At 50.9% G+C, this 18,076-nt stretch carries 19 protein-coding genes; 13 read left to right on the top strand and 6 right to left on the bottom strand.

Annotated elements, in window-relative coordinates; genetic code table 11:
* Positions 1-15: 15 nt before the first annotated feature.
* Entirely contained in the window at positions 16-873 is an 858-nt protein-coding gene (locus T502_RS00340; protein ID WP_042705119.1) for a polymer-forming cytoskeletal protein, read from the bottom strand.
* 306 nt (positions 874-1,179) lie between these two features.
* On the opposite strand from T502_RS00340, the gene T502_RS00335 reads away from it, so the two are divergent.
* The 8 genes from T502_RS00335 to T502_RS00300 all read left to right on the top strand — a co-directional run bounded on the left by T502_RS00335 (position 1,180) and on the right by T502_RS00300 (position 8,064).
* Positions 1,180-2,346, top strand: a complete 1,167-nt coding sequence (locus tag T502_RS00335; RefSeq protein ID WP_157197425.1) for an aldo/keto reductase — start codon at positions 1,180-1,182, stop codon at positions 2,344-2,346.
* A gap of 159 nt (positions 2,347-2,505) precedes the next feature.
* Positions 2,506-3,021, top strand: a complete 516-nt coding sequence (locus T502_RS00330) for a flavodoxin family protein (RefSeq protein ID WP_042705118.1) — start codon at positions 2,506-2,508, stop codon at positions 3,019-3,021.
* 37 nt (positions 3,022-3,058) lie between these two features.
* Positions 3,059-4,255 (top strand): aldo/keto reductase, encoded by a 1,197-nt coding sequence (locus tag T502_RS00325; RefSeq protein ID WP_245597712.1) that lies wholly within the window; start codon positions 3,059-3,061, stop codon positions 4,253-4,255.
* Entirely contained in the window at positions 4,210-5,445 is a 1,236-nt protein-coding gene (locus tag T502_RS00320; protein WP_084172900.1) for an aldo/keto reductase, read from the top strand. The genes T502_RS00325 and T502_RS00320 overlap by 46 nt, the downstream gene beginning before the upstream one ends.
* A 37-nt stretch (positions 5,446-5,482) precedes the next feature.
* Positions 5,483-5,875, top strand: coding sequence for a VOC family protein (locus T502_RS00315; protein ID WP_042705117.1), 393 nt, complete (start codon positions 5,483-5,485; stop codon positions 5,873-5,875).
* Between the two features lie 24 nt (positions 5,876-5,899).
* The gene (locus T502_RS00310) at positions 5,900-6,580 is read left to right on the top strand and encodes a GyrI-like domain-containing protein (protein ID WP_042705116.1); all 681 of its coding nucleotides are present in this window, start codon (positions 5,900-5,902) and stop codon (positions 6,578-6,580) included.
* Between the two features lie 24 nt (positions 6,581-6,604).
* Positions 6,605-7,354: an N-acetyltransferase gene (locus T502_RS00305; protein WP_042705115.1), complete on the top strand. Its 750-nt coding sequence runs from the start codon at positions 6,605-6,607 to the stop codon at positions 7,352-7,354.
* A gap of 41 nt (positions 7,355-7,395) precedes the next feature.
* Positions 7,396-8,064, top strand: a complete 669-nt coding sequence (locus T502_RS00300) for an NDR1/HIN1-like protein (RefSeq protein WP_042705114.1) — start codon at positions 7,396-7,398, stop codon at positions 8,062-8,064.
* A gap of 104 nt (positions 8,065-8,168) precedes the next feature.
* Here the strand turns inward: T502_RS00300 and T502_RS00295 are convergent, their stop codons facing one another.
* Genes T502_RS00295 through tuf form a run of 3 tightly spaced genes read right to left on the bottom strand, consistent with a single transcriptional unit; the run spans position 8,169 to position 11,630 of the window.
* Entirely contained in the window at positions 8,169-9,998 is a 1,830-nt protein-coding gene (locus tag T502_RS00295; protein ID WP_042705113.1) for a flippase activity-associated protein Agl23, read from the bottom strand.
* A 14-nt stretch (positions 9,999-10,012) separates the two neighbouring features.
* Positions 10,013-10,321: a 30S ribosomal protein S10 gene (gene rpsJ, locus T502_RS00290; RefSeq protein ID WP_042705411.1), complete on the bottom strand. Its 309-nt coding sequence runs from the start codon at positions 10,319-10,321 to the stop codon at positions 10,013-10,015.
* A gap of 31 nt (positions 10,322-10,352) precedes the next feature.
* Positions 10,353-11,630 (bottom strand): translation elongation factor EF-1 subunit alpha, encoded by a 1,278-nt coding sequence (gene tuf / locus T502_RS00285; RefSeq protein ID WP_042705112.1) that lies wholly within the window; start codon positions 11,628-11,630, stop codon positions 10,353-10,355.
* 184 nt (positions 11,631-11,814) lie between these two features.
* On the opposite strand from tuf, the gene T502_RS00280 reads away from it, so the two are divergent.
* Positions 11,815-12,117 carry a hypothetical protein gene (locus T502_RS00280; RefSeq protein WP_042705111.1) on the top strand — a complete coding sequence of 101 codons (303 nt, stop codon included), beginning with the start codon at positions 11,815-11,817 and terminating at the stop codon, positions 12,115-12,117.
* Positions 12,118-12,297: 180 nt separating this feature from the next.
* On the opposite strand, the gene T502_RS00275 is transcribed toward T502_RS00280, so the two are convergent.
* Together T502_RS00275 and cobS are read right to left on the bottom strand one after the other, a co-directional pair.
* Positions 12,298-13,131: a 4Fe-4S dicluster domain-containing protein gene (locus tag T502_RS00275; RefSeq protein WP_245597711.1), complete on the bottom strand. Its 834-nt coding sequence runs from the start codon at positions 13,129-13,131 to the stop codon at positions 12,298-12,300.
* A 143-nt stretch (positions 13,132-13,274) separates the two neighbouring features.
* Positions 13,275-14,180 (bottom strand): adenosylcobinamide-GDP ribazoletransferase, encoded by a 906-nt coding sequence (gene cobS, locus T502_RS00270; RefSeq protein ID WP_052358911.1) that lies wholly within the window; start codon positions 14,178-14,180, stop codon positions 13,275-13,277.
* Between the two features lie 258 nt (positions 14,181-14,438).
* On the opposite strand from cobS, the gene T502_RS00265 reads away from it, so the two are divergent.
* The 4 genes from T502_RS00265 to T502_RS00250 all read left to right on the top strand — a co-directional run bounded on the left by T502_RS00265 (position 14,439) and on the right by T502_RS00250 (position 18,042).
* A complete protein-coding gene (locus tag T502_RS00265) occupies positions 14,439-15,539 on the top strand; it encodes a nicotinate-nucleotide--dimethylbenzimidazole phosphoribosyltransferase (RefSeq protein WP_245597709.1) in 1,101 nt (366 codons plus the stop codon).
* Between the two features lie 107 nt (positions 15,540-15,646).
* The gene (locus tag T502_RS00260; protein ID WP_042705109.1) at positions 15,647-16,207 is read left to right on the top strand and encodes a GMP synthase subunit A; all 561 of its coding nucleotides are present in this window, start codon (positions 15,647-15,649) and stop codon (positions 16,205-16,207) included.
* 13 nt (positions 16,208-16,220) lie between these two features.
* Complete coding sequence (locus tag T502_RS00255) at positions 16,221-16,835, top strand: YkgJ family cysteine cluster protein (protein WP_084172898.1); 615 nt, start codon at positions 16,221-16,223, stop codon at positions 16,833-16,835.
* Positions 16,828-18,042, top strand: a complete 1,215-nt coding sequence (locus tag T502_RS00250) for a TraB/GumN family protein (protein WP_042705108.1) — start codon at positions 16,828-16,830, stop codon at positions 18,040-18,042. The genes T502_RS00255 and T502_RS00250 overlap by 8 nt, the downstream gene beginning before the upstream one ends.
* Positions 18,043-18,076 lie beyond the last annotated feature (34 nt).

Genomic DNA, 18,076 nt, shown 5'->3' with positions numbered 1-18,076 from the left:
GAAAATGGGGGATAATTATTTTTTGGCTTCCGCTCTCAGAATCTTGACGCCGCCAGGCGCCCTGATTGTGCCGTCGAGTCTTGCCTCTTCATCGAGCATGAGGCTCTCGCAGCGGAGATCGCCGAGTATATGGGCTTTTCTTGCTACGGCAACGACACCGTCCGAGGAATTGACGGCGCCGTGGATGACCGTGGACTCTCCGACCATGATGTCCTTGTCCGCGGAAACACTGCCGAATATCGTGTTTTTATCGCCGACGGTCGCCGATAAGGCGCGGATGTTTCCGTGGAGGCGGCAGCCGCTGCCTATCTTCATCGCGGTCGGCACGGTAAAGATCTCCATGTTCAGCGTGGAGTTGGGGGGGATTATGAGCGGCATCTTCTGCGATTCGTCTTCTTCGTCTTCGGAGAAGAGTTTCTGGAACATTGCGTTTATGTCCTCTTCCTTGTCGATACCGAGAAGGGTAACGAGATAGAGCATGATATAGGCGATGACCGGCATCGGATTTCGGATGGAAATCCAGCCCTTTGCCTCAAATCCGCCGCTGATTGCGACATTGTCGCCAAGGTCGAGGTCGCCTGCCACAAGGAGTCTGCCGTTTATCTTAACGCCCTCGCCGAGATATGCGTTGCCGTCGCTCGTGACGTCGCCTGTCACCACGGTCCAGTTATCTATGCGGAGATCGTCTTCGGCGTGAATGTTTCCGTTGATCTGACAGAATTCGCTGACGATAATCTCCGAGCCGTAAAGACCGTAATCTATGCGGCATTTTTCGCCGATGATCACGGTAGACTCCGTCTTCAGTATATGCTCCTGAAGTTCGGCATTGTCCGGTATCGAACACTGCCAGAGCCATTCTTCCGTTTTCTCCATGATTTAAGATATCCCCCTGATTTCTCCGGCGTTATCTGCCGCCGCCTCTGCCCGCCGGTGCCGAAATCTCAGATAAACATTATATTAATTCCATATGTAATGATTTTTGTTAAAATTTTTCAGTTGTTTTGTTTGAACTTCGGCGTATATTTGCAGGTTATTATGCCGAATTAACTTTGTGAATGCATACTTATTTGTCATATCATGCCGAATATTTGCGGCATGTTTCCGTGAAATTTTTGCTGAGTGATACGCAAAAAATTTTGCATAAATCCTTGATATTTCAGGATCACGGGATCAAAAAAGGTGAAGTCGGATATGCTTTACAGAATCAACCCAAAGACAGGGGACAAATTTTCCGCACTGGGTTTCGGTGCAATGCGTCTGCCGCTAAACGCCGACGGCAGCATAAATGAGGAATCCGCATCGGAGATAGTTCATAAACTGATAGATGCGGGCGTAAACTACATAGACACGGCATATGACTATCACTTCGGAGAAAGCGAGACTTTTCTCGGACGCGCTCTTGCGGGCGGATACAGGGACAAGGTATTTCTGGCGACAAAACTTCCGTCGTGGCATGTCGAAAAGACCGAAGACATGGAAAAAATACTCGACGAGCAGCTGAAAAGGCTAAACACGGACAGAATAGATTACTATATGCTGATTGCACTCTCGGAATCGCGCTGGGAGAAGCTCTTCAATCTCGGCGTCCTCGACTTTCTGGCGGCGGAGAAGAGCCGCGGCAGAATCAGGTATGTCGGCTTCTCGTTCCACGGAACTTTTGAGCTCTTTAAGAAGATAATCGACTCGTATGACTGGGATCTCTGTCAGATTCAGTATAATTACCTCGACGAGAAGTTTCAGGCGGGCTCGAAGGGTCTGGAGTATGCCGCAAAGAAGGGTATCGGCGTCTCCGTCATGATGCCCCTCCGCGGCGGTCACCTTGCCGACAGGATGCCCGCGGATATCGCCGGCATATTCAAAGAGAGCCATGCCTCGAGATCGCCTGCCGACTGGGGCTACAGATGGGTCCTGAATCATCCCGAGGTTACTGTCGTCCTCTCGGGAATGAACACAATGGAGCAGGTCGAAGCCAATCTTAAGACCGCCTCCGAGACCGCGGCATCGTCGATGACCTATAAGGAACTTGAGCTCATAGGCAAGGTTGCCGGCGAACTCAGGAAACGCATGAAGATCGGCTGTTCAAACTGCGGATACTGTCTCCCCTGCCCCAACGGCGTAGATATCCCGTCCTGTTTCACGTATTACAACAATTCATTCCTCTTCGACGACTACGACACGGCAAACTTCTATTACCATTCCATGCTCGGCGCAGAATCCAACGGCTGCGGAGCGGCATCAAACTGCCTTAACTGCGGAGAATGTCTCGAATCCTGCCCTCAGGGCATAGACATTCCCAAGCAGCTTGAAGCGGTCGGCAGATACTTTGGCGACGTAAAAAAAGCATAACCGAGCATACCGAAAAAGCAATAACATAATACTCTATTTTCTTATTTTATCCGCTGTTTTCTGAGTTACGGGCGGTATGCAATATCCGAAAGATAATTAAACCTGCGGATAAAGACTAAATTGTTTACCGCGGCATAACGGTAATCACAGGTGTTTCACATGAATATACTGGTATTAAACGGAAGCCCCCGTAAGAACGGAAACACGGCGGCAATGGTTGAGGCATTCAAAGAAGGAGCGGAGTCTGCGGGAAACAGCGTAACCGTCATGAATGTCGGAAGGATGAAGATTGCGGGATGCATAGCCTGTGAGCACTGCCACACCAAAGGAAACGGCGTCTGCGCACAGAAAGACGACATGGCGGAGGTTACCGCCGAGCTCAAAAAAGCCGATATGCTTGTCCTTGCGGCACCCATATACTACTTCACGATGAGCGGACAGCTTCAGTGCACAATCGACAGATTCTACGCTTTAGGCGGCATGGAAAACATCAAGAAGAGTGCCATGCTCTTAAGTTCGGAATCTCCTGGCGTATACGACGGGGCAATAGCACAGTATAAGGCAATGATGGGCTATCTCGGCAAGAAAGATATGGGAATCATAACGGCACACGGAAGCGAGAACAAGTCCGAGAAGAAGCTTGCCGAGATCAAAGAATTCGCACGCGGCGTCTGAAGCCTTCGGTTGCAGAACGGGTGCAGGCAGGGATATTATGACGGAATCGGTTACCGTGAATCCGATGAACAAAGATCATATGAAGACGGATCCCGTGAAGAAGGATCCGAAGAAGATCTACGGATTCGGCTGTATGCGTCTTCCGCTTACGGATGCGGAGGATCAGGGCAGCGTGGATATGGACGAGTTCAAGGCGATGGTCGATCTCTTCATGCAGGCGGGTTTCACCTATTTTGACACCGCCTACATGTACAATGAGTTCAAGTCCGAATCGGCACTGAAGGAGGCGCTTGTCGACCGCTATCCCCGCGGGAGTTTCACAATCGCATCCAAGATGCCGATGATGATGATCCACACAAAGGAGGATCAGGAGAGAATCTTTGACGAACAGCTGAAAAAGTGCGGCGTCGAATACTTCGACTACTACATGCTCCACAATCTCGGCAGGCTCTTTGAGTCGCTCGAGAAGGAACTGGGCAGCATGAAGTTCATTGCACGGAAGAAAGCCGAAGGGAAGATTAAGAGGATCGGCATCTCCTGCCATGACAACTCGGAATTTCTTGAAAGCGTTCTGAAAAGGTATCCCGAGATTGAGTTCGTTCAGATTCAGCTGAATTATCTCGACTGGGAAGATGAGGGCATAGATTCAAAGAGAAGTCTCGAGGTCTGCGCAAAATACAATAAGCCCGTTATCGTGATGGAGCCTGTCAAAGGCGGCAATCTGATAAACATCCCCGCAGATGCCGAAAAACTCTTTAAAAACCACGATCCGAATGCCTCCACGGCTTCATGGGCGCTTCGTTTCGCGGCTTCGCAGAATAATGTGATGACCGTTCTTTCGGGTGTCTCGAATGTCGAACAGATGAAGGACAACCTGAAGACCATGAAGGATTTCAGACCGCTGAACGCGGAGGAACTCGGGATAGTCGGAGAAGCTGCCGCGATTATAAGAAAGGCTGTTGTGATTCCCTGCACCAACTGTCAGTACTGTGTCCACGCCTGCCCGAACGGGATTCCGATTCCGCTCTACTTCACGCTTTACAATGCGGAGAAGCGTGCAAACGTCCCCGGATTTTCGCCGCAGATGGTCTATTATCAGAATCTCGGCGAGAAATATCCGAAAGCCTCCGAATGTGTTGAGTGCGGTGAGTGTGAGGATGCCTGCCCGCAGCATATCGAGATCACGAAATGGCTGAAGGATGTCGCGGAGACCTTCGAAGTCGACTGGTTCTGACGGTGGATACGATTAGGACGGTTAAAGGCGGCGGCAAAGTGGGCAGGACCAATCTCGGTTTCGGAACTCTGAGGCTTCCGCTCTTCGATAAGCACGCTGTCGATTCAATCGATTACGATCTGCTCAGCAGGCTCGTCGATCTATTCCTTGAGGCGGGTTACGTGCGGTTTGACACCGCATATACGTATCACGATTTTCACGCCGAGACTGCCCTGCGGCGCTGTCTTACCTCGAGGTATGAGAGGAGCAGGTATGAGCTTTCCACGAAGATGCCCATGCATCTCTTCAATTCCCGCGAAGATCTCGAGAGGATATTTGCAGAGCAGCTCCGAAACTGCGGCGTCGAATACTTCGACAGCTACCTTCTTCACAATATCAATGCGTCAAACCTGAAAAAAGCCGAGGAGTTCGACGCGTTCGGATTTCTGAAGGCAAAGAAGGATGCGGGGCTTATCCGCGAATTCGGTTTCTCCTTCCACGATTCCCCCGAGGTCCTCGACGAAATTCTGACAAAGCATCCCGTGGATTTTGTTCTTTTGCAGATAAATTATATCGACTGGGAAGATCTCGGCACTCGGGCGAAGAGATGTTACGAGACGGCAAAAAGGCACGGCGTTAAGATTCTGGTCATGGAGCCGCTTAAGGGCGGCAATCTTGTGCGGATTCCCAAAGAAGCCGAGGATCTGATGCGGGCTTATGACCCCGAGGCATCACCGGCATCGTGGGGGCTTCGTTTCGCTGCGGGTCTGGAGGGTGTCGAGACTGTCTTTTCGGGGATGAACGCGGTCGCTCAGGTGGAGGAGAATACGGCACTCTTTGCGGATTTAAAGCCGCTGAACCAGGAAGAACTTGCGATACTCGACAAAGTCGTGAAGATAATCCGCGATAATACCGCCGTTCCCTGCACGGCATGCAGATACTGCGAAGAGGGCTGTCCCTGCAATATTCCGGTTGCCGATTACATGGCGCTTTACAACAGCGCAAAGAGCGACAGTCCGACGAGCCCTTCGGCATCTTCGAGTCAGTATTACTATTATCTTGCGCTGACAAGATTGCGCGGAAAAGCCTCGGACTGCACGCAGTGCGGTCAGTGTGCGGATGCCTGCCCGCAGCACCTTCTGATTCCCGAACTTTTGAAGGATGTGACCGAGATCTTCGAGAAGAATCCGACGTTTCCGTCGAAGAAATAGCGGCATTGTTATTCTTCGGCGGCACGAAACATATATTATGAAATTGGACGGATTCGGCATCATGGTCGACGATATGGGGGTCATGGTGCGCTTTTACAGGGATGTGCTCGGCTTCGGTATAACAGAGGACGATGAAACCACCAATGTTTTTCTTGAAAAGGACGGCACACTTTTTCTGCTTTATCGAAAGACCGATCTCGAAGAGCTTACCGGCAGTAAATTTTCCTATTGCAAAGGAGTCAACGGGCATTATGAGATTGCTTTAAGCGTGGATAACTATGCGGCGGTAGACAAAGCCTACGCGGATGTGACCGCGGCAGGTGCGAAAGGCATAATGCCGCCGACGACCGAGCCGTGGGGGCAGAGAACCTGCTATATTGCGGACCCCGAGGGCAACCTGATAGAGATAGGTTCGTTTAATAAAGAGTGAAAAAGAGTGAAAAAGAGTTAGTAAATGCCGTTCGATTATAAGAAAGAATACAAAGAGTTTTACATGCCGAAGGCAAAGCCTTCGATTGTTACGATTCCGCCAATGAACTATATTGCCGTACGCGGAAGCGGGGACCCGAACGCCGAAGACGGCGAGTATAAACAGTCAATCGGGCTTTTATACGGCATTGCCTACACAATCAAGATGAGCAAAAAGGGCAATCGTAAGATCGAGGGCTATTTCGATTATGTCGTGCCGCCGCTCGAGGGTTTCTGGTGGCAGGAAGGTGTTGACGGCGTTAACAGCGACGACGGCAACGGCAATAACAGCGTTGACGGCATCGATTATGCGCACAAGGAGAACTTCCGTTGGATATCGGTCATAAGACTTCCCGACTTCGTTAAGGAGGAGGACTTTCGTTTTGCCGTGAAGGAAGCGACCGAAAAGAAGAAGCAGGATTTTTCGCGGGTCGAGTTCCTCACGATTGACGAAGGGCTCTGCGTGCAGTGCATGCACATCGGCAGTTTCGACGACGAGCCTGCCACGGTCGCCCTTATGGATAAGTATCTGGAAGAGAACGGATACGAGAACGATCTCTCGGAGACGAGGCGGCACCATGAGATCTATCTCTCGGATGCAAGGCGTGTTGCGCCCGAAAAGCTGAAGACCGTTATCCGCCATCCGATAAAGACGAAGTCGGACTGAGACGGGACTGAGACGGTGTTTAAAATGGAATATATTCGCGTTACAAAGGAAAATATCGACGACGAGCATATCTGCTGTGCCATCTCCAACAATAAGGACGTGCAGGTTTCGTCGAAGAAGGCATGGCTTAAGGAGAGATTCGCCGACGGGCTCGTCTTCTTAAAGAGCGCAGAGCGCGGCAAGTGCTTCATCGAATACATCCCGGCGGAGAACGCATGGGTCCCGATAATCGCGGAGGGCTACATGTACATCGACTGCCTCTGGGTTTCGGGCTCGTTCAAGGGGCACGGATACTCAAACGATCTTCTCGCGGAGTGCATCCGCGACAGCAAAGAAAAGGGAAAGAAGGGGCTTTGTATCCTCTCCGCCGCTAAGAAAAAGCCCTTCCTTGCCGATCCGAAATACCTTAAGCATAAGGGTTTTGCCGTCGGCGACGAGTCCGATAACGGCATACAACTGTGGTATCTGCCTTTTGAGGACGGAGTAACTGTGCCGGCGTTCAAAGATTGCGCAAAGCACCCGCATATCGCCGACAGCGGATATGTCCTATATTATACGAATCAGTGCCCGTTTAACGCTAAATACGTGCCTGTTCTTGAGGAGACCGCAAAAGCAAACGGCATTGCGTTTCGGGCGATAAAGCTTGATTCAAAAGACGCGGCACGCAATGCACCGACGCCGATTACGAACTATGCACTGTTTTGCGACGGCAAATACGTCACTAACGAACAGATGAACGACAAAAAGTTTCTGAAGCTGGTGAAGGGACAGTAGGGTGCGGATAGGTTAATATTTTTGCCTGCGGAGATATTATTATGCAAATCTCTACCGATGAAGAAGCAAAAAAGAAGCAGCAGACTTTGATTGCAGTCGGCGTTGTCGCGGCTATAATCGTCTGTGCAGTTATCGGAGTATTTCTCTGCAAGGACATGTTCTTCAGCACGCCGACGGTAACCGTTGAGAGCGTCGCTTTGTCGGATATTACCCTGCAGGAGACTACGTTAACGGTCAATGTGATTGTCGGGAACAAAAACCCCGTCGGCGCCACGGTAACCAATCTGGATATCGACCTGCTATGGAACTATAAGGGTGAATCCTACAATATCGGCAATGTCCATGACGATAAGTTCACGGTTGATGCCAACGGCAACACCTCGATTCCGGTACCCGTCACTTTCAAGAACACTCAGATGCTTCCGCTCGTAATGGCGGCGACAACCGAAGATACCTTCAATATCACGGCAAAAGGCGGTTTTGACGCCGAAGTCTTCATCTTTAAGACACATGTCCCCGTGGACGAGAATTACCTCATCGAGAATACGATGAAAGATCAGATTGCGGGTACTTTCAAAAGTGTTCTCAGCATGATATTCGCAATGACAGGCGGCAATAACGCCGGCAATGCGGACGATAACGGCGATAACTCGCAGGGCGGACTCTTAAGCGGAATCATGACGAAAATTCAGGATTATATTCAGAAGTGAGATTATCCGAACTTTCGAGCCGATAATCTTTTGAAAATCTCTTTTTTTCAGCGCAATTGTGAAAAATGAAAAATCAAGTTGAAAAATAAAGGGTAAAAAAATAATTATGCCCTGTCTTTCTTCACGAAGACATCGATATTGATACTTCCCAGACCCGCATCTCTTGTGAAGTAATAGTGAATAACCCGCTTTAAGTCCTCAACAAGAAGAGCGCGGTCATTCGCGTTGAAGATATCAATCGGTTTGCCGTAGCTCTGAATCAGAGTATTGACATCAATCCAGTAGCACTTCTTGTACGTGTGCTTCTCGAATCCTTCGATACTGTCCACTTTTTCGCCGTCGTGCACGATAATCAGATCGTAATTTTCGGGACCGATATCCTTGTTATAGCCCGGATCCGAGTAATACGATATCCTCTTCGGATAATCGCCCTGGTAATACCAGACGAAAGGCCAGCGGACATAGTTCGAGACGGCTATCTTGGTTGTATTATCCATATACGGAAATACCTCGCGGAGTTCCTCGGAATTCTGCACCTGCACAATCGGATCGGCGATGTCGCCGGTCGTAAATGACGTATGAAGCACCATGGCGGCAAAGAAGACGATGCCGATGCCCACGATAACCGCTTTTATCTTTGAGAGGTCGTAGACCGCGACGAAGATCATCGGCAGAAGCTGATGAAGCAGAAGCCAGGGCACCTTCTCTCCCAGATATGCGTAGACTATGAGCGAAAACAGCATCCAGAAGATGCAGAACCGCGTAAACTCGCGTTTTTTGTCGATAATCGGCACCGTGACGCCGATATTGCCTTCTCTGAGAATATTCAGAATCCTCTCGAAGAACGACGGCAGGTTTGATGCGGCATTATTCGCATTATTCGCATCCGTCGCCTGCGCCGGTGCCCGGGGTGCGGTGTCTTCAAAGAGATCCTCGGCGTTGACCGCGTCGATTGCCCCGACCTCTCCGACCGCTCCGTCCCCGTTAACGGCGTTAACACCTTCGCAGCCCGACTGCCGCGGATCTCCGGTTTCCTTATTCTCTTTATGCAGGAAGAACCCGAAAAGCCCGAGAACGCCGAGGACGAGAATCGGCAGTTCATAGAGCAGGAGCAGAATGATGTAGAAGTAGAACGGACCCCCGAGCCTCTGCGAATCGTGCATCGAAGCCCAGTGCTCAATCGCATTGAACGGACCCTCGATGAGCATAACCGTGTTTGCCCCGAACGAACTGTAAAATACAGCCATAATGCCGCACATAATCACGGCGCCGAGGACAAAGTCGCGAATCCATGATTTCGGCAGCGAAACCTTTCCGCTGTAGACAAGCCAGAAGAGATACAGACCGAAGATTCCGAGGACAATAGGCATGTTCTCCTTGCATGACATCGCAAGTCCCGCCGCAGCCGAAGCCATGAAGATATATTTCGACTCCTTTCTCTCGAGATAATACAGAATGCCGATGAGCAGAATCATCGTAAAGAATATCAGGAAGATATCGTTGCGCAGGAATCTTGAGAAATAGACGAAGCTCGTCGATATTGTGAGGAAGATTGCGGCGACGACGGTCTGCCACCTGTCAAGATATCCGAGTCTGTAGATCGGATAAACCAGCAGAACTGTCAGCGACCCCAGAAGCGAAGGAATAATGCGCCCGACAACGTCGCCCGCGCCGAAGAGACCGAACATACCCGCGGTCACGTAATACAGGAACGGACCGTGATAGGTCGGATCGTAATGATAGGAAAAAATACCGTTATTTAACAGATTAACCGAGAACCACGCATGAATGGTCTCATCATGGTGCATCAGTTTAAGATCGAGAAACAGAAACCGCAGAAGCAGTGCAACCGCGAACAGAATAAGTAAAGTCCTCTCAACAGTAAAAAAACTGCCAAATTGTTTAAATTGAGAGGAGAAATTTGCGGCTCTCAATTGCCGCCTCCCACTTAGTTTTCGAGAACTATCTCAATGCCGATGTCCTTTGGAACCTGAATGCGCATCAGTTGTCTGAGTGCACGTTCGTCTGCATCAAGATCAATTAGTCTCTTGTGGACACGCATCTGCCAGCGGTCCCAGGTAGCCGTACCTTCTCCATCAGGACTCTTTCTGATAGGGACAACCATTCTCTTTGTCGGGAGCGGAACAGGTCCTGCAAGGTTAACACCTGTGCGTTCTGCGATCTCCTTAATGCGGTCGCAGACCATCTCAACTTTTGCGAAATCTGTACCGGACAGACGAATACGGGCTTTCTGCATTTTGGTCACCAAAAAAATATTGTTGAGGTAATTATCTCATCTGTTTCTGTGTGATGCTCAGACACATACCTGCGGCAATTGTTGAACCCATATCACGGATAGCGAATCTTCCGAGCTGCGGAATCTCTTTGAAGTTCTCGATAACCATCGGCTGAACCGGGCGGAACTTGACGATTGCTGCATCTCCTGCCTTGAGGAATGTCGGGTTCTCTTCCTTGACCGCACCTGTACGCGGGTCAAGCTTCTTCTGAAGTTCGACGAATGTACATGCAATCTGTGCAGTGTGGCAGTGGAATACGGGTGTGTATCCGACCGTGATTGCGCTGGGGTGCTGGAGAACGACGATCTGTGCAGTGAATTCCTCTGCAACTGAAGGCGGCTGCTCTACAGGACCGCAGACATCTCCGCGTCTGATGTCGCCCTTGTTGATACCGCGGACGTTGAATCCGACGTTGTCACCCGGAAGTGCCTCGGGGTGCTCTTCGTGGTGCATCTCAATGGACTTGACCTCTCCATCCTTGTTAGCCGGCATGAAAGCGACTTTCATACCCTTCTTCATGATACCGGTCTCGACACGTCCTACAGGAACGGTTCCGATACCCGAGATTGAGTAGACATCCTGAACAGGAAGTCTGAACGGAAGTGATGTCGGAAGGTCGGGTGTTGTAAGCTGGTTGAGTGCGTCAAGAAGTGTGGGTCCTGAGTACCACGGGGTCTTGTCGGACTTCTTTGCGATGTTGTCACCGTTGAATGAGGACATCGGGATGAACGGGATGTTTGCCGGGTTGAATCCGACCATCTTGATGAGGTCCGAGACTTTCTGCTTGACTTCGTCGTATTTCTTCTGGTCGTAGTTGACTGCATCAATCTTGTTGATACCGATGATGAGCTGGTTGATACCGAGTGTCTTTGAAAGGAAGACGTGCTCTTTTGTCTGCTCCATCGGACCGTCGGTTGCAGCGACGACGAGGAGTGCAGCATCAGCCTGTGATGCACCGGTGATCATGTTCTTGATGAAGTCGCGGTGACCCGGACAGTCTACAACCGTGAAGTAGTACTTATCGGTATCGAATCTCTTGTGTGCAATATCGATTGTGATACCGCGCTCACGCTCTTCCTTCAGGTTATCCATAACCCATGCGAACTCGAAGGATGCCTTTCCTTTCTCGGCGGCTTCTTTACGGTAGTTCTCAATGATGTGCGCGGGCACAGCACCGGTCTCAAATAATAAGCGTCCTACTGTTGTGGACTTTCCGTGATCGATGTGACCGATCACAGCCAGATTCATGTGTGGCTTCTCGTTTGCCATAATCAAACCTCAATATATCAACTAACGACAGACGAAGTACGCCTGATCGCATAGATACGAGTATCTTATATATGGAAATCAGTGGTATAAAACATTTCGTTGTGTGCCCGTGATCCGGTGCGTCGGCAAAACACCGCGGTAAAAGAGGCAAACACTTATAATATTGGCTGTACATCTTTTTTTAATGAAGACGTTAGAACTGATAAGAGATCCCGTGAAGGACAAAGTGACCGTAAAGTGCGCAGAAAAGGAGGTTTCGGTGTACAGCCGATGCGCTTACTGTAAATTCTGCAACGGCGTAAAGGTAGGCAAGCGTGTCTTCCCGACACCCCAGAAAGAGAAGATCGAGGGAATAAGGCGCGGAAACACGCCCGATGAAGAATTGATGAACGCTGCGATGATGTTTAACACCCTCATCCGCGACGGTTCGGCGATTCTCTGCGAGGATGACGAGGGCGCGGGTTATACCTCAATGTATGACCGATAAATTCAATGCATGATGGATAAAATCCGATAAATACAGTATCACAAAACAAACAAAATGCAAAGCAAAATCTGAAACAGAATCACAAAGCGGAATAAAAAAAGAATATTGTAATTTCAATCAATTTTTCTTATTTTCAGTATCTTATATTCTCATATTTTCAGATTCTCATATTCTCGGTTTTCAGTTTCTGGAGGAGAGAATCTCTTCCTTGAACTTCTCGAACTGAATGTCGTCGAGCTGGTCGGAGAGGAGTCTGCCCGACCATGCACGGCGGTATATCCAGTATGAGAGTTTCTCTATAATCTCGACGACCTCATCCTCGGTTTCGACCTCGACGAGTTCGCGTCCGAGTTTCGGATGCCTGCCGCGTCTGCCGCCGACCGTTATCCTGTAGCCCTGCGTCTCGATTCCTATAAGTTTGAACGGGCAGGACTCGATACAGACGCCGCACTGGAAACACTTGGCGTCATTGACCACTGCCGCGCCGTTCCTGACCTCGATTGCCGATTCGCGGCAGTATTCCGTGCAGTGACCGCAGCCTGTGCAGAGCCCCGGAGTTCTTAGGGGTTTTTTGCGCCCCGTGATGCCTATCTCGTTCAGGATGGGGCTTGTGCAGGCATACGGACAGCCCGATATCGAGATTCTCAGTTTTGTCGGCATCTCCTTGCCGAAGAGCTTCTCGTCGAGTTTCATTGCCAGACTTATCGTGTCAATGTTTGCGAATTTGCACCTGTCCGTACCCGGACATGCGACGATGTTTACGATCTCGTCTCTCTCTGAGCCTACGGGGGTGCCGTTCTTCAGGAGATCCGCCTCGATTGCTTCGAGTTTTGTGTGGTGGATATGGGGTATCTCTATGGTCTGGCGTGTTGTCAGATGCACCTCGGTCTGACCGTATTTTTCGGCAATCGCGGCAAGTCCGCGCATTTTTTCTATTGAGAGTATGCCCGCCGGCATTCGGGTTCTTATTGTGCAGTAATCCTTATTTTTCTGGGTGATGATTCCACCCTTCATATGCATACCGGGATCTTCGATCATAGATAAAAAGAGGTTTTGTGTCTATAAAAGACCTGTTAATGTGACCTGATAATAGTTGTAATCGCGGTAATTGTGCTGATTGTGCCAATTGCGGCAATTGAGGCAATTGCTGTTGCGGTCTAAATTATGAGTATGCCGCCGATTCCGGCGGGCAGTCCCGCGATTGCGGCAATAATCGTCAATACCGCAAGTCTTGTAAGTTCGTTCGCCGCCCCCGTAATGTCGCCGTTAACGCCGCCGAACAGCCTATACGAGAGACCTTTAAGCACGAAGAAGACAAGGAGCGCCCCGAGCGCCGCCCCGATATATGCCGCGGGTGCAATCGGGAGCAGAAGGAGCGGCAGACATAATATCAGCGCATAGACTGCAAAACGGCGTTTGGCAAACGAATGCAGGTAAGAGAACATGCCCTCACGAAGAGGTCTGCCGAATACCAGAAAGAGCACCTGCACGTATTTTGCCGCGACTTCCGCAATTATCAGCGCGAATAAGACCGATTCCGCAGGGATGGAGACTACGGCGGCGACCGTAAGCAGAATGAGAAACATTCCGCATGCCGTGCCGCCCGCGCCTATGTTCTGATCGGTAAGCGCTTTGATTCGTTTTTCGCGGCTCGTGTGCGCCATAAGCCCGTCGCCGAGATCGAGAACGCCGTCGAAGTGGTTGAATCCGTAGAGCACCATTATCGTCGCCACTGCCGCCGCTGCCGCAAATATCCGCATGTTAAGGTGCATGAATAGCAGAAAGACGGCGCCGCCCGCCGCTCCGACGAGCCAGCCCGCAAGCGGCGAGAGATAAAGACGGCGCGGAAATGCCTCATAGTCACGGCAGGTGCCGAGCGGCAGAATCGTAAAGAACTGGAATACGGCGATTATCGAGGTGATGAAGGATATCTTTCCCGCAGGTGAAGCCGAAGCCGGCGAAGCTACGGCTACCCTTTTATCTTCGCCGCCGCACACGTCCGCACCCGCACTTTCCGCATCGGGATTTTCCTTTACTTCCGCCTTTACTTTCTCTTCAGCCATGTTCTCCCGCCGTTATCTCACGACAATCACGCAGATGTTTCTGACAGATATTCTGTATCTCGCATTTATTCAATTTTATTGTAAAATGCGGAAAAACACAAGATCAATTGCCGAAACAACAATTGATCTTTCATAATCGGCGTTCAAACTCATAAAATTATATCGGATAAAACAGATTCTTACTACGGCAGAACTGCCGAAGTTGCCGATGGATTATTTAAGGGCACGGACGTATTCGGCGTAAATGCGGTGAGATAAATGGCGGATGGCAAAAAGCACAATAATTTCCGGGACGGCAGCGCGGGAACCTCAATGTTCTCGGAGCCGATAGATATGGAATTCACAAAGCCGATGGCGGCGATGGTGATAGGAAACTCGATGTTATCGGCGGTCAAAGGCGTATCGGCTGCGGGAGCAACCCCCGAGGACACTCTCTTTACACCGAACCTTGACGCGAGGCTGATTCTCTCCGGCACCGGGGAGGGAAAAGACGTCCCCGTAAGCCCTCTCGGATGTGTATCCCCCGCGGTCGTCGTCCACGCACTCTTCGGAATGTGCGGAATAGAGCCGGTCGTCGTCAATGCGGGACTTGTGCACCGCCCCGACTTTGTCTGCACCGACGTTTACGGCGAGGTCGGGCAGGACCCGCGTCATGATTTCGCACTGAAAGACCCTCGGCTTCTCTACAGGCGCGGCGTCAAAGTAGGCACTCAGTGGGGCACATACGCCGACCTGCTCATCCTCGGCGAATGCGTCCCCGGTGGCACCACAACCGCGCTCTGCGTCATGAAAGCGCTGGGCTATAACGCAAGCGCATCCAGCAGTTTCCCCGTGAGCCCCACGGCACTTAAGGAGGAGATCTGTAACGCCGTCCTGAAGCGAATCCGCGACTCCGGCATAGACACGAAGGATGCCTTCGAGGTCATGAAGTATGCCGGCGACCCCATGATGCCGGTCGTCTGCGGCATTGTGAGAGGATTTCGGGAAGCCAACAAAAAACGCGGCAGCGTAGGAAACGTCGTGCTCTCCGGCGGCACTCAGATGCTTGCGGTCTGTGCATTAATAAAGGCAATCGGCGACGAGATGCCGCCCTTCATCACGACGAAGTATGTCCGCGACGACAAATCCGCCGCCATCGAGGACGGAATACGTCAGATAGGCGCAAAATGCATCTTTGTCGACTCGCACTTCGAGAATATCGGCATACCGCCGCTTGAGAGATACTGTAAAGGCGAGGTCAAGGAAGGCACAATATTCGGTGGCTCCATACTCCTCGCACACCTTCTCGGATACTCGGAGGAAGAAATAAGGACGGCAATCCGCGATTTCATGAACAATGCCATGTCGCATACGTTCTGAAGTCCGCTTTGCGGGATATCGGATCTCGGATCCGCGGCGGATCCGCGGCAGTCCCTACTACCGCTTTAACCAAATATAATATCATAAAAAATCCATATGTACACAAAATGCGTCCCATATACATTGTCAATAATTACGGGCAGACGAACCACCTGATAAAAAGGATGCTTCGCGACCTCGATATCGAAGCCGAGATGATTAAGAACGACACTCCGCCCGAGACCGTCCGCGACGAATGCAGAGGAATTATCCTCGGCGGCGGTCCGACGCTCGAACGCGCCGGATACGGATTCGAGTATGTGGACCTCGGGCTCCCCGTCCTCGGAATATGCCTCGGTCTTCACATAATCGCGACCCGCAGGAACGGTACCGTCGCTCCCGGAACCATGGGCGGATTCGGAGGCGTCGACGTCGAAGTTATTGACAACTCGGGAATCTTAAGCGGCTATGACTCGAATATTCCTGTCTGGGCGTCTCATGCCGATGAGGTCAAGAAGATCCCCGAAGGCTTCAAACTCCTTGCAAAATCCGATATCTGCCCCGTGGAAGCGATTGCAAATGAGGAGGAGCACATCTACGGCGTTCAGTGGCATCCCGAAGTGGCGCATACGCAGAACGGCAAACTCGTCTTCGAGAATTTCGACAGGATAACACGCGAAAATCTGTAAGCAAGGCATTGCAATGACCGAAGGATCGGATGAAAGTTCTGATTTCAGAAAGGAACTTATTGCGGCTCTGAAAGAGACGGGTTTTTCGTGCGGCATGTGCGGGGAGTGCTGCCGAATGAACACCGCCGACTCGAATCTGATAATAATGAGCGCACCGGAAGTGCGGGAGATAATGGCGGCAACGGGGCTTTCGTGGGACGAGGTTGCCGAGCCGTATCCCGACCTTCTGGAAGAAGACGGCGTCTCGTATACATTCGACTGGTGCATCCGAAGGCATCCGGAAGGCAAAAGATCCTGCGTCTTTCAGGGTGCGGATAACCGCTGCACGATCTATGAGCACAGACCGTGGATCTGCAGGACTTATCCGCTCATGCTTGCCGACGCCGTCGCGGAATGCGGCTGCACGGAAACAAACCTGATTAAATCCGAATGCCTCTGCTACGGCAACAAAATTACCGATGAAGAAGCGGGTATTCAGGCTGACGATCTGATATCCCGCAAAATAAACGAAGACACGGAATTTATGAAGATAAAATCGGTTTACACAAAGATAAGCCTTCAGAAAATCCGTGAATCCGGCATAAAAAGATGCGTTATCGACAGTGAGGGAGTAAAAGAAATTGTCTGAGATAAGACTCGTTGGAACGGCTCACGTTTCACAGAACAGTATCGATGAAGTAAAGCGTGCAATCGAAGAGTTTGAGCCGGACGTCGTCGCGGTTGAGCTCGACCGCGGTCGGTTTGCGGCGATAAAGAAGGAGGGCAAACCTCCCGAGATGGACGACATCATCAAGGGCGGCAACTTCAACGAGACGCTCGTGCAGTGGATGCTTGCCTATATTCAGCGAAAGATAGGCATGGATGTCGGCATTGAACCCGGTGCCGAGATGCTTGCGGCTATAAACGAAGCCGAATCCCGACAGATACCCGTCGCACTCGCCGACCGCGACATAAGAATCACGCTCTCGCGTTTCTGGAGAGGCATGACCGTCCTTGAGAAGCTGCGGCTGATATACGCCCTCATGGGAACGATAATCAGCGGCAAGGGCGACGACGAAGAGGATAAGATTGACATCGAGGCTCTGACAAAGGACAAAGACCTCATCGAGATGGCTATCGATGAGTTTCACAAATTCTCGCCCAACGGTGCCTATGCCCTCATAGACGAACGCGATGCCTACCTTGCGCATTCGCTTCTGAGACTTTCGCAGAGACACGAGAAAGTTCTGGGAATCGTTGGCGCGGGGCATATGAAAGGAATTCAGCGCTACTTTGAAAAACCCGAGACTCTGCCGCCGTTTGAGTCCCTTACTGCGCAGCAGAAGACTCATAACTGGAAACTGATTATCGGCGGCGTCATCATCGCAATGTTCGCCTTCATACTCCTGCTCATAGGTTTCTCGGGTGTCGGCGTGGACGTTCTTCTCGGCGCCGTAGTCTACTGGGTCATCATAAACGGCGTGCTTGCCGCAGGTTTTACCCTGATTGCCGGCGGTCATCCGCTCTCGGCTCTGACGGCATTCTGCGTATCGTGGCTGACATCACTCAACCCCTTCCTCGCGGCAGGCTGGTTTGCGGCGGTAACCGAGGCAAAAGTCAGGAAACCGAAGGCTTCCGATCTTCAGAAGATAATCGATGCCGAGTCTTTCTCGGATATGAGGCAGGTGCCGATGTTTAAGGTTATATTCGTGGCGGCGCTTGCAAACGTCGGCAGTATGCTCGGAACATTTGCGTATTTCATCTTCATATTCCCGATTCTCGGAATAGACCCGACCGTTGTCTTCGTGGACGGATTCAACAATCTCGTCGCGTGGATAAGCGGTCTGTTCCGCTGAACTCCGCAGAATTTTGTTCCATACCCCGATCCTT

This window comes from Methanomicrobium mobile BP (assembly GCF_000711215.1).
GTDB lineage: Archaea > Halobacteriota > Methanomicrobia > Methanomicrobiales > Methanomicrobiaceae > Methanomicrobium > Methanomicrobium mobile.
Note: the sequence above shows the minus strand (reverse complement) of the source record. Positions and strands in the feature narration are given on the sequence as shown.

Coding starts and splice junctions, on each gene's coding strand:
- T502_RS00340 (WP_042705119.1), bottom strand. CDS start 873: ATGGAGAAAACGGAAGAATGGCTCTGGCAGTGTTCGATACCGGACAAT.
- T502_RS00260 (WP_042705109.1), top strand. CDS start 15,647: ATGCGTCCCATATACATTGTCAATAATTACGGGCAGACGAACCACCTG.
- T502_RS00300 (WP_042705114.1), top strand. CDS start 7,396: ATGCAAATCTCTACCGATGAAGAAGCAAAAAAGAAGCAGCAGACTTTG.
- T502_RS00275 (WP_245597711.1), bottom strand. CDS start 13,131: ATGAAGGGTGGAATCATCACCCAGAAAAATAAGGATTACTGCACAATA.
- T502_RS00255 (WP_084172898.1), top strand. CDS start 16,221: ATGACCGAAGGATCGGATGAAAGTTCTGATTTCAGAAAGGAACTTATT.
- T502_RS00310 (WP_042705116.1), top strand. CDS start 5,900: ATGCCGTTCGATTATAAGAAAGAATACAAAGAGTTTTACATGCCGAAG.
- rpsJ (WP_042705411.1), bottom strand. CDS start 10,321: ATGCAGAAAGCCCGTATTCGTCTGTCCGGTACAGATTTCGCAAAAGTT.
- T502_RS00330 (WP_042705118.1), top strand. CDS start 2,506: ATGAATATACTGGTATTAAACGGAAGCCCCCGTAAGAACGGAAACACG.
- T502_RS00280 (WP_042705111.1), top strand. CDS start 11,815: ATGAAGACGTTAGAACTGATAAGAGATCCCGTGAAGGACAAAGTGACC.
- tuf (WP_042705112.1), bottom strand. CDS start 11,630: ATGGCAAACGAGAAGCCACACATGAATCTGGCTGTGATCGGTCACATC.
- T502_RS00320 (WP_084172900.1), top strand. CDS start 4,210: ATGGCTGAAGGATGTCGCGGAGACCTTCGAAGTCGACTGGTTCTGACG.
- T502_RS00265 (WP_245597709.1), top strand. CDS start 14,439: ATGGCGGATGGCAAAAAGCACAATAATTTCCGGGACGGCAGCGCGGGA.
- T502_RS00325 (WP_245597712.1), top strand. CDS start 3,059: ATGACGGAATCGGTTACCGTGAATCCGATGAACAAAGATCATATGAAG.
- T502_RS00305 (WP_042705115.1), top strand. CDS start 6,605: ATGGAATATATTCGCGTTACAAAGGAAAATATCGACGACGAGCATATC.
- T502_RS00315 (WP_042705117.1), top strand. CDS start 5,483: ATGAAATTGGACGGATTCGGCATCATGGTCGACGATATGGGGGTCATG.
- cobS (WP_052358911.1), bottom strand. CDS start 14,180: ATGGCTGAAGAGAAAGTAAAGGCGGAAGTAAAGGAAAATCCCGATGCG.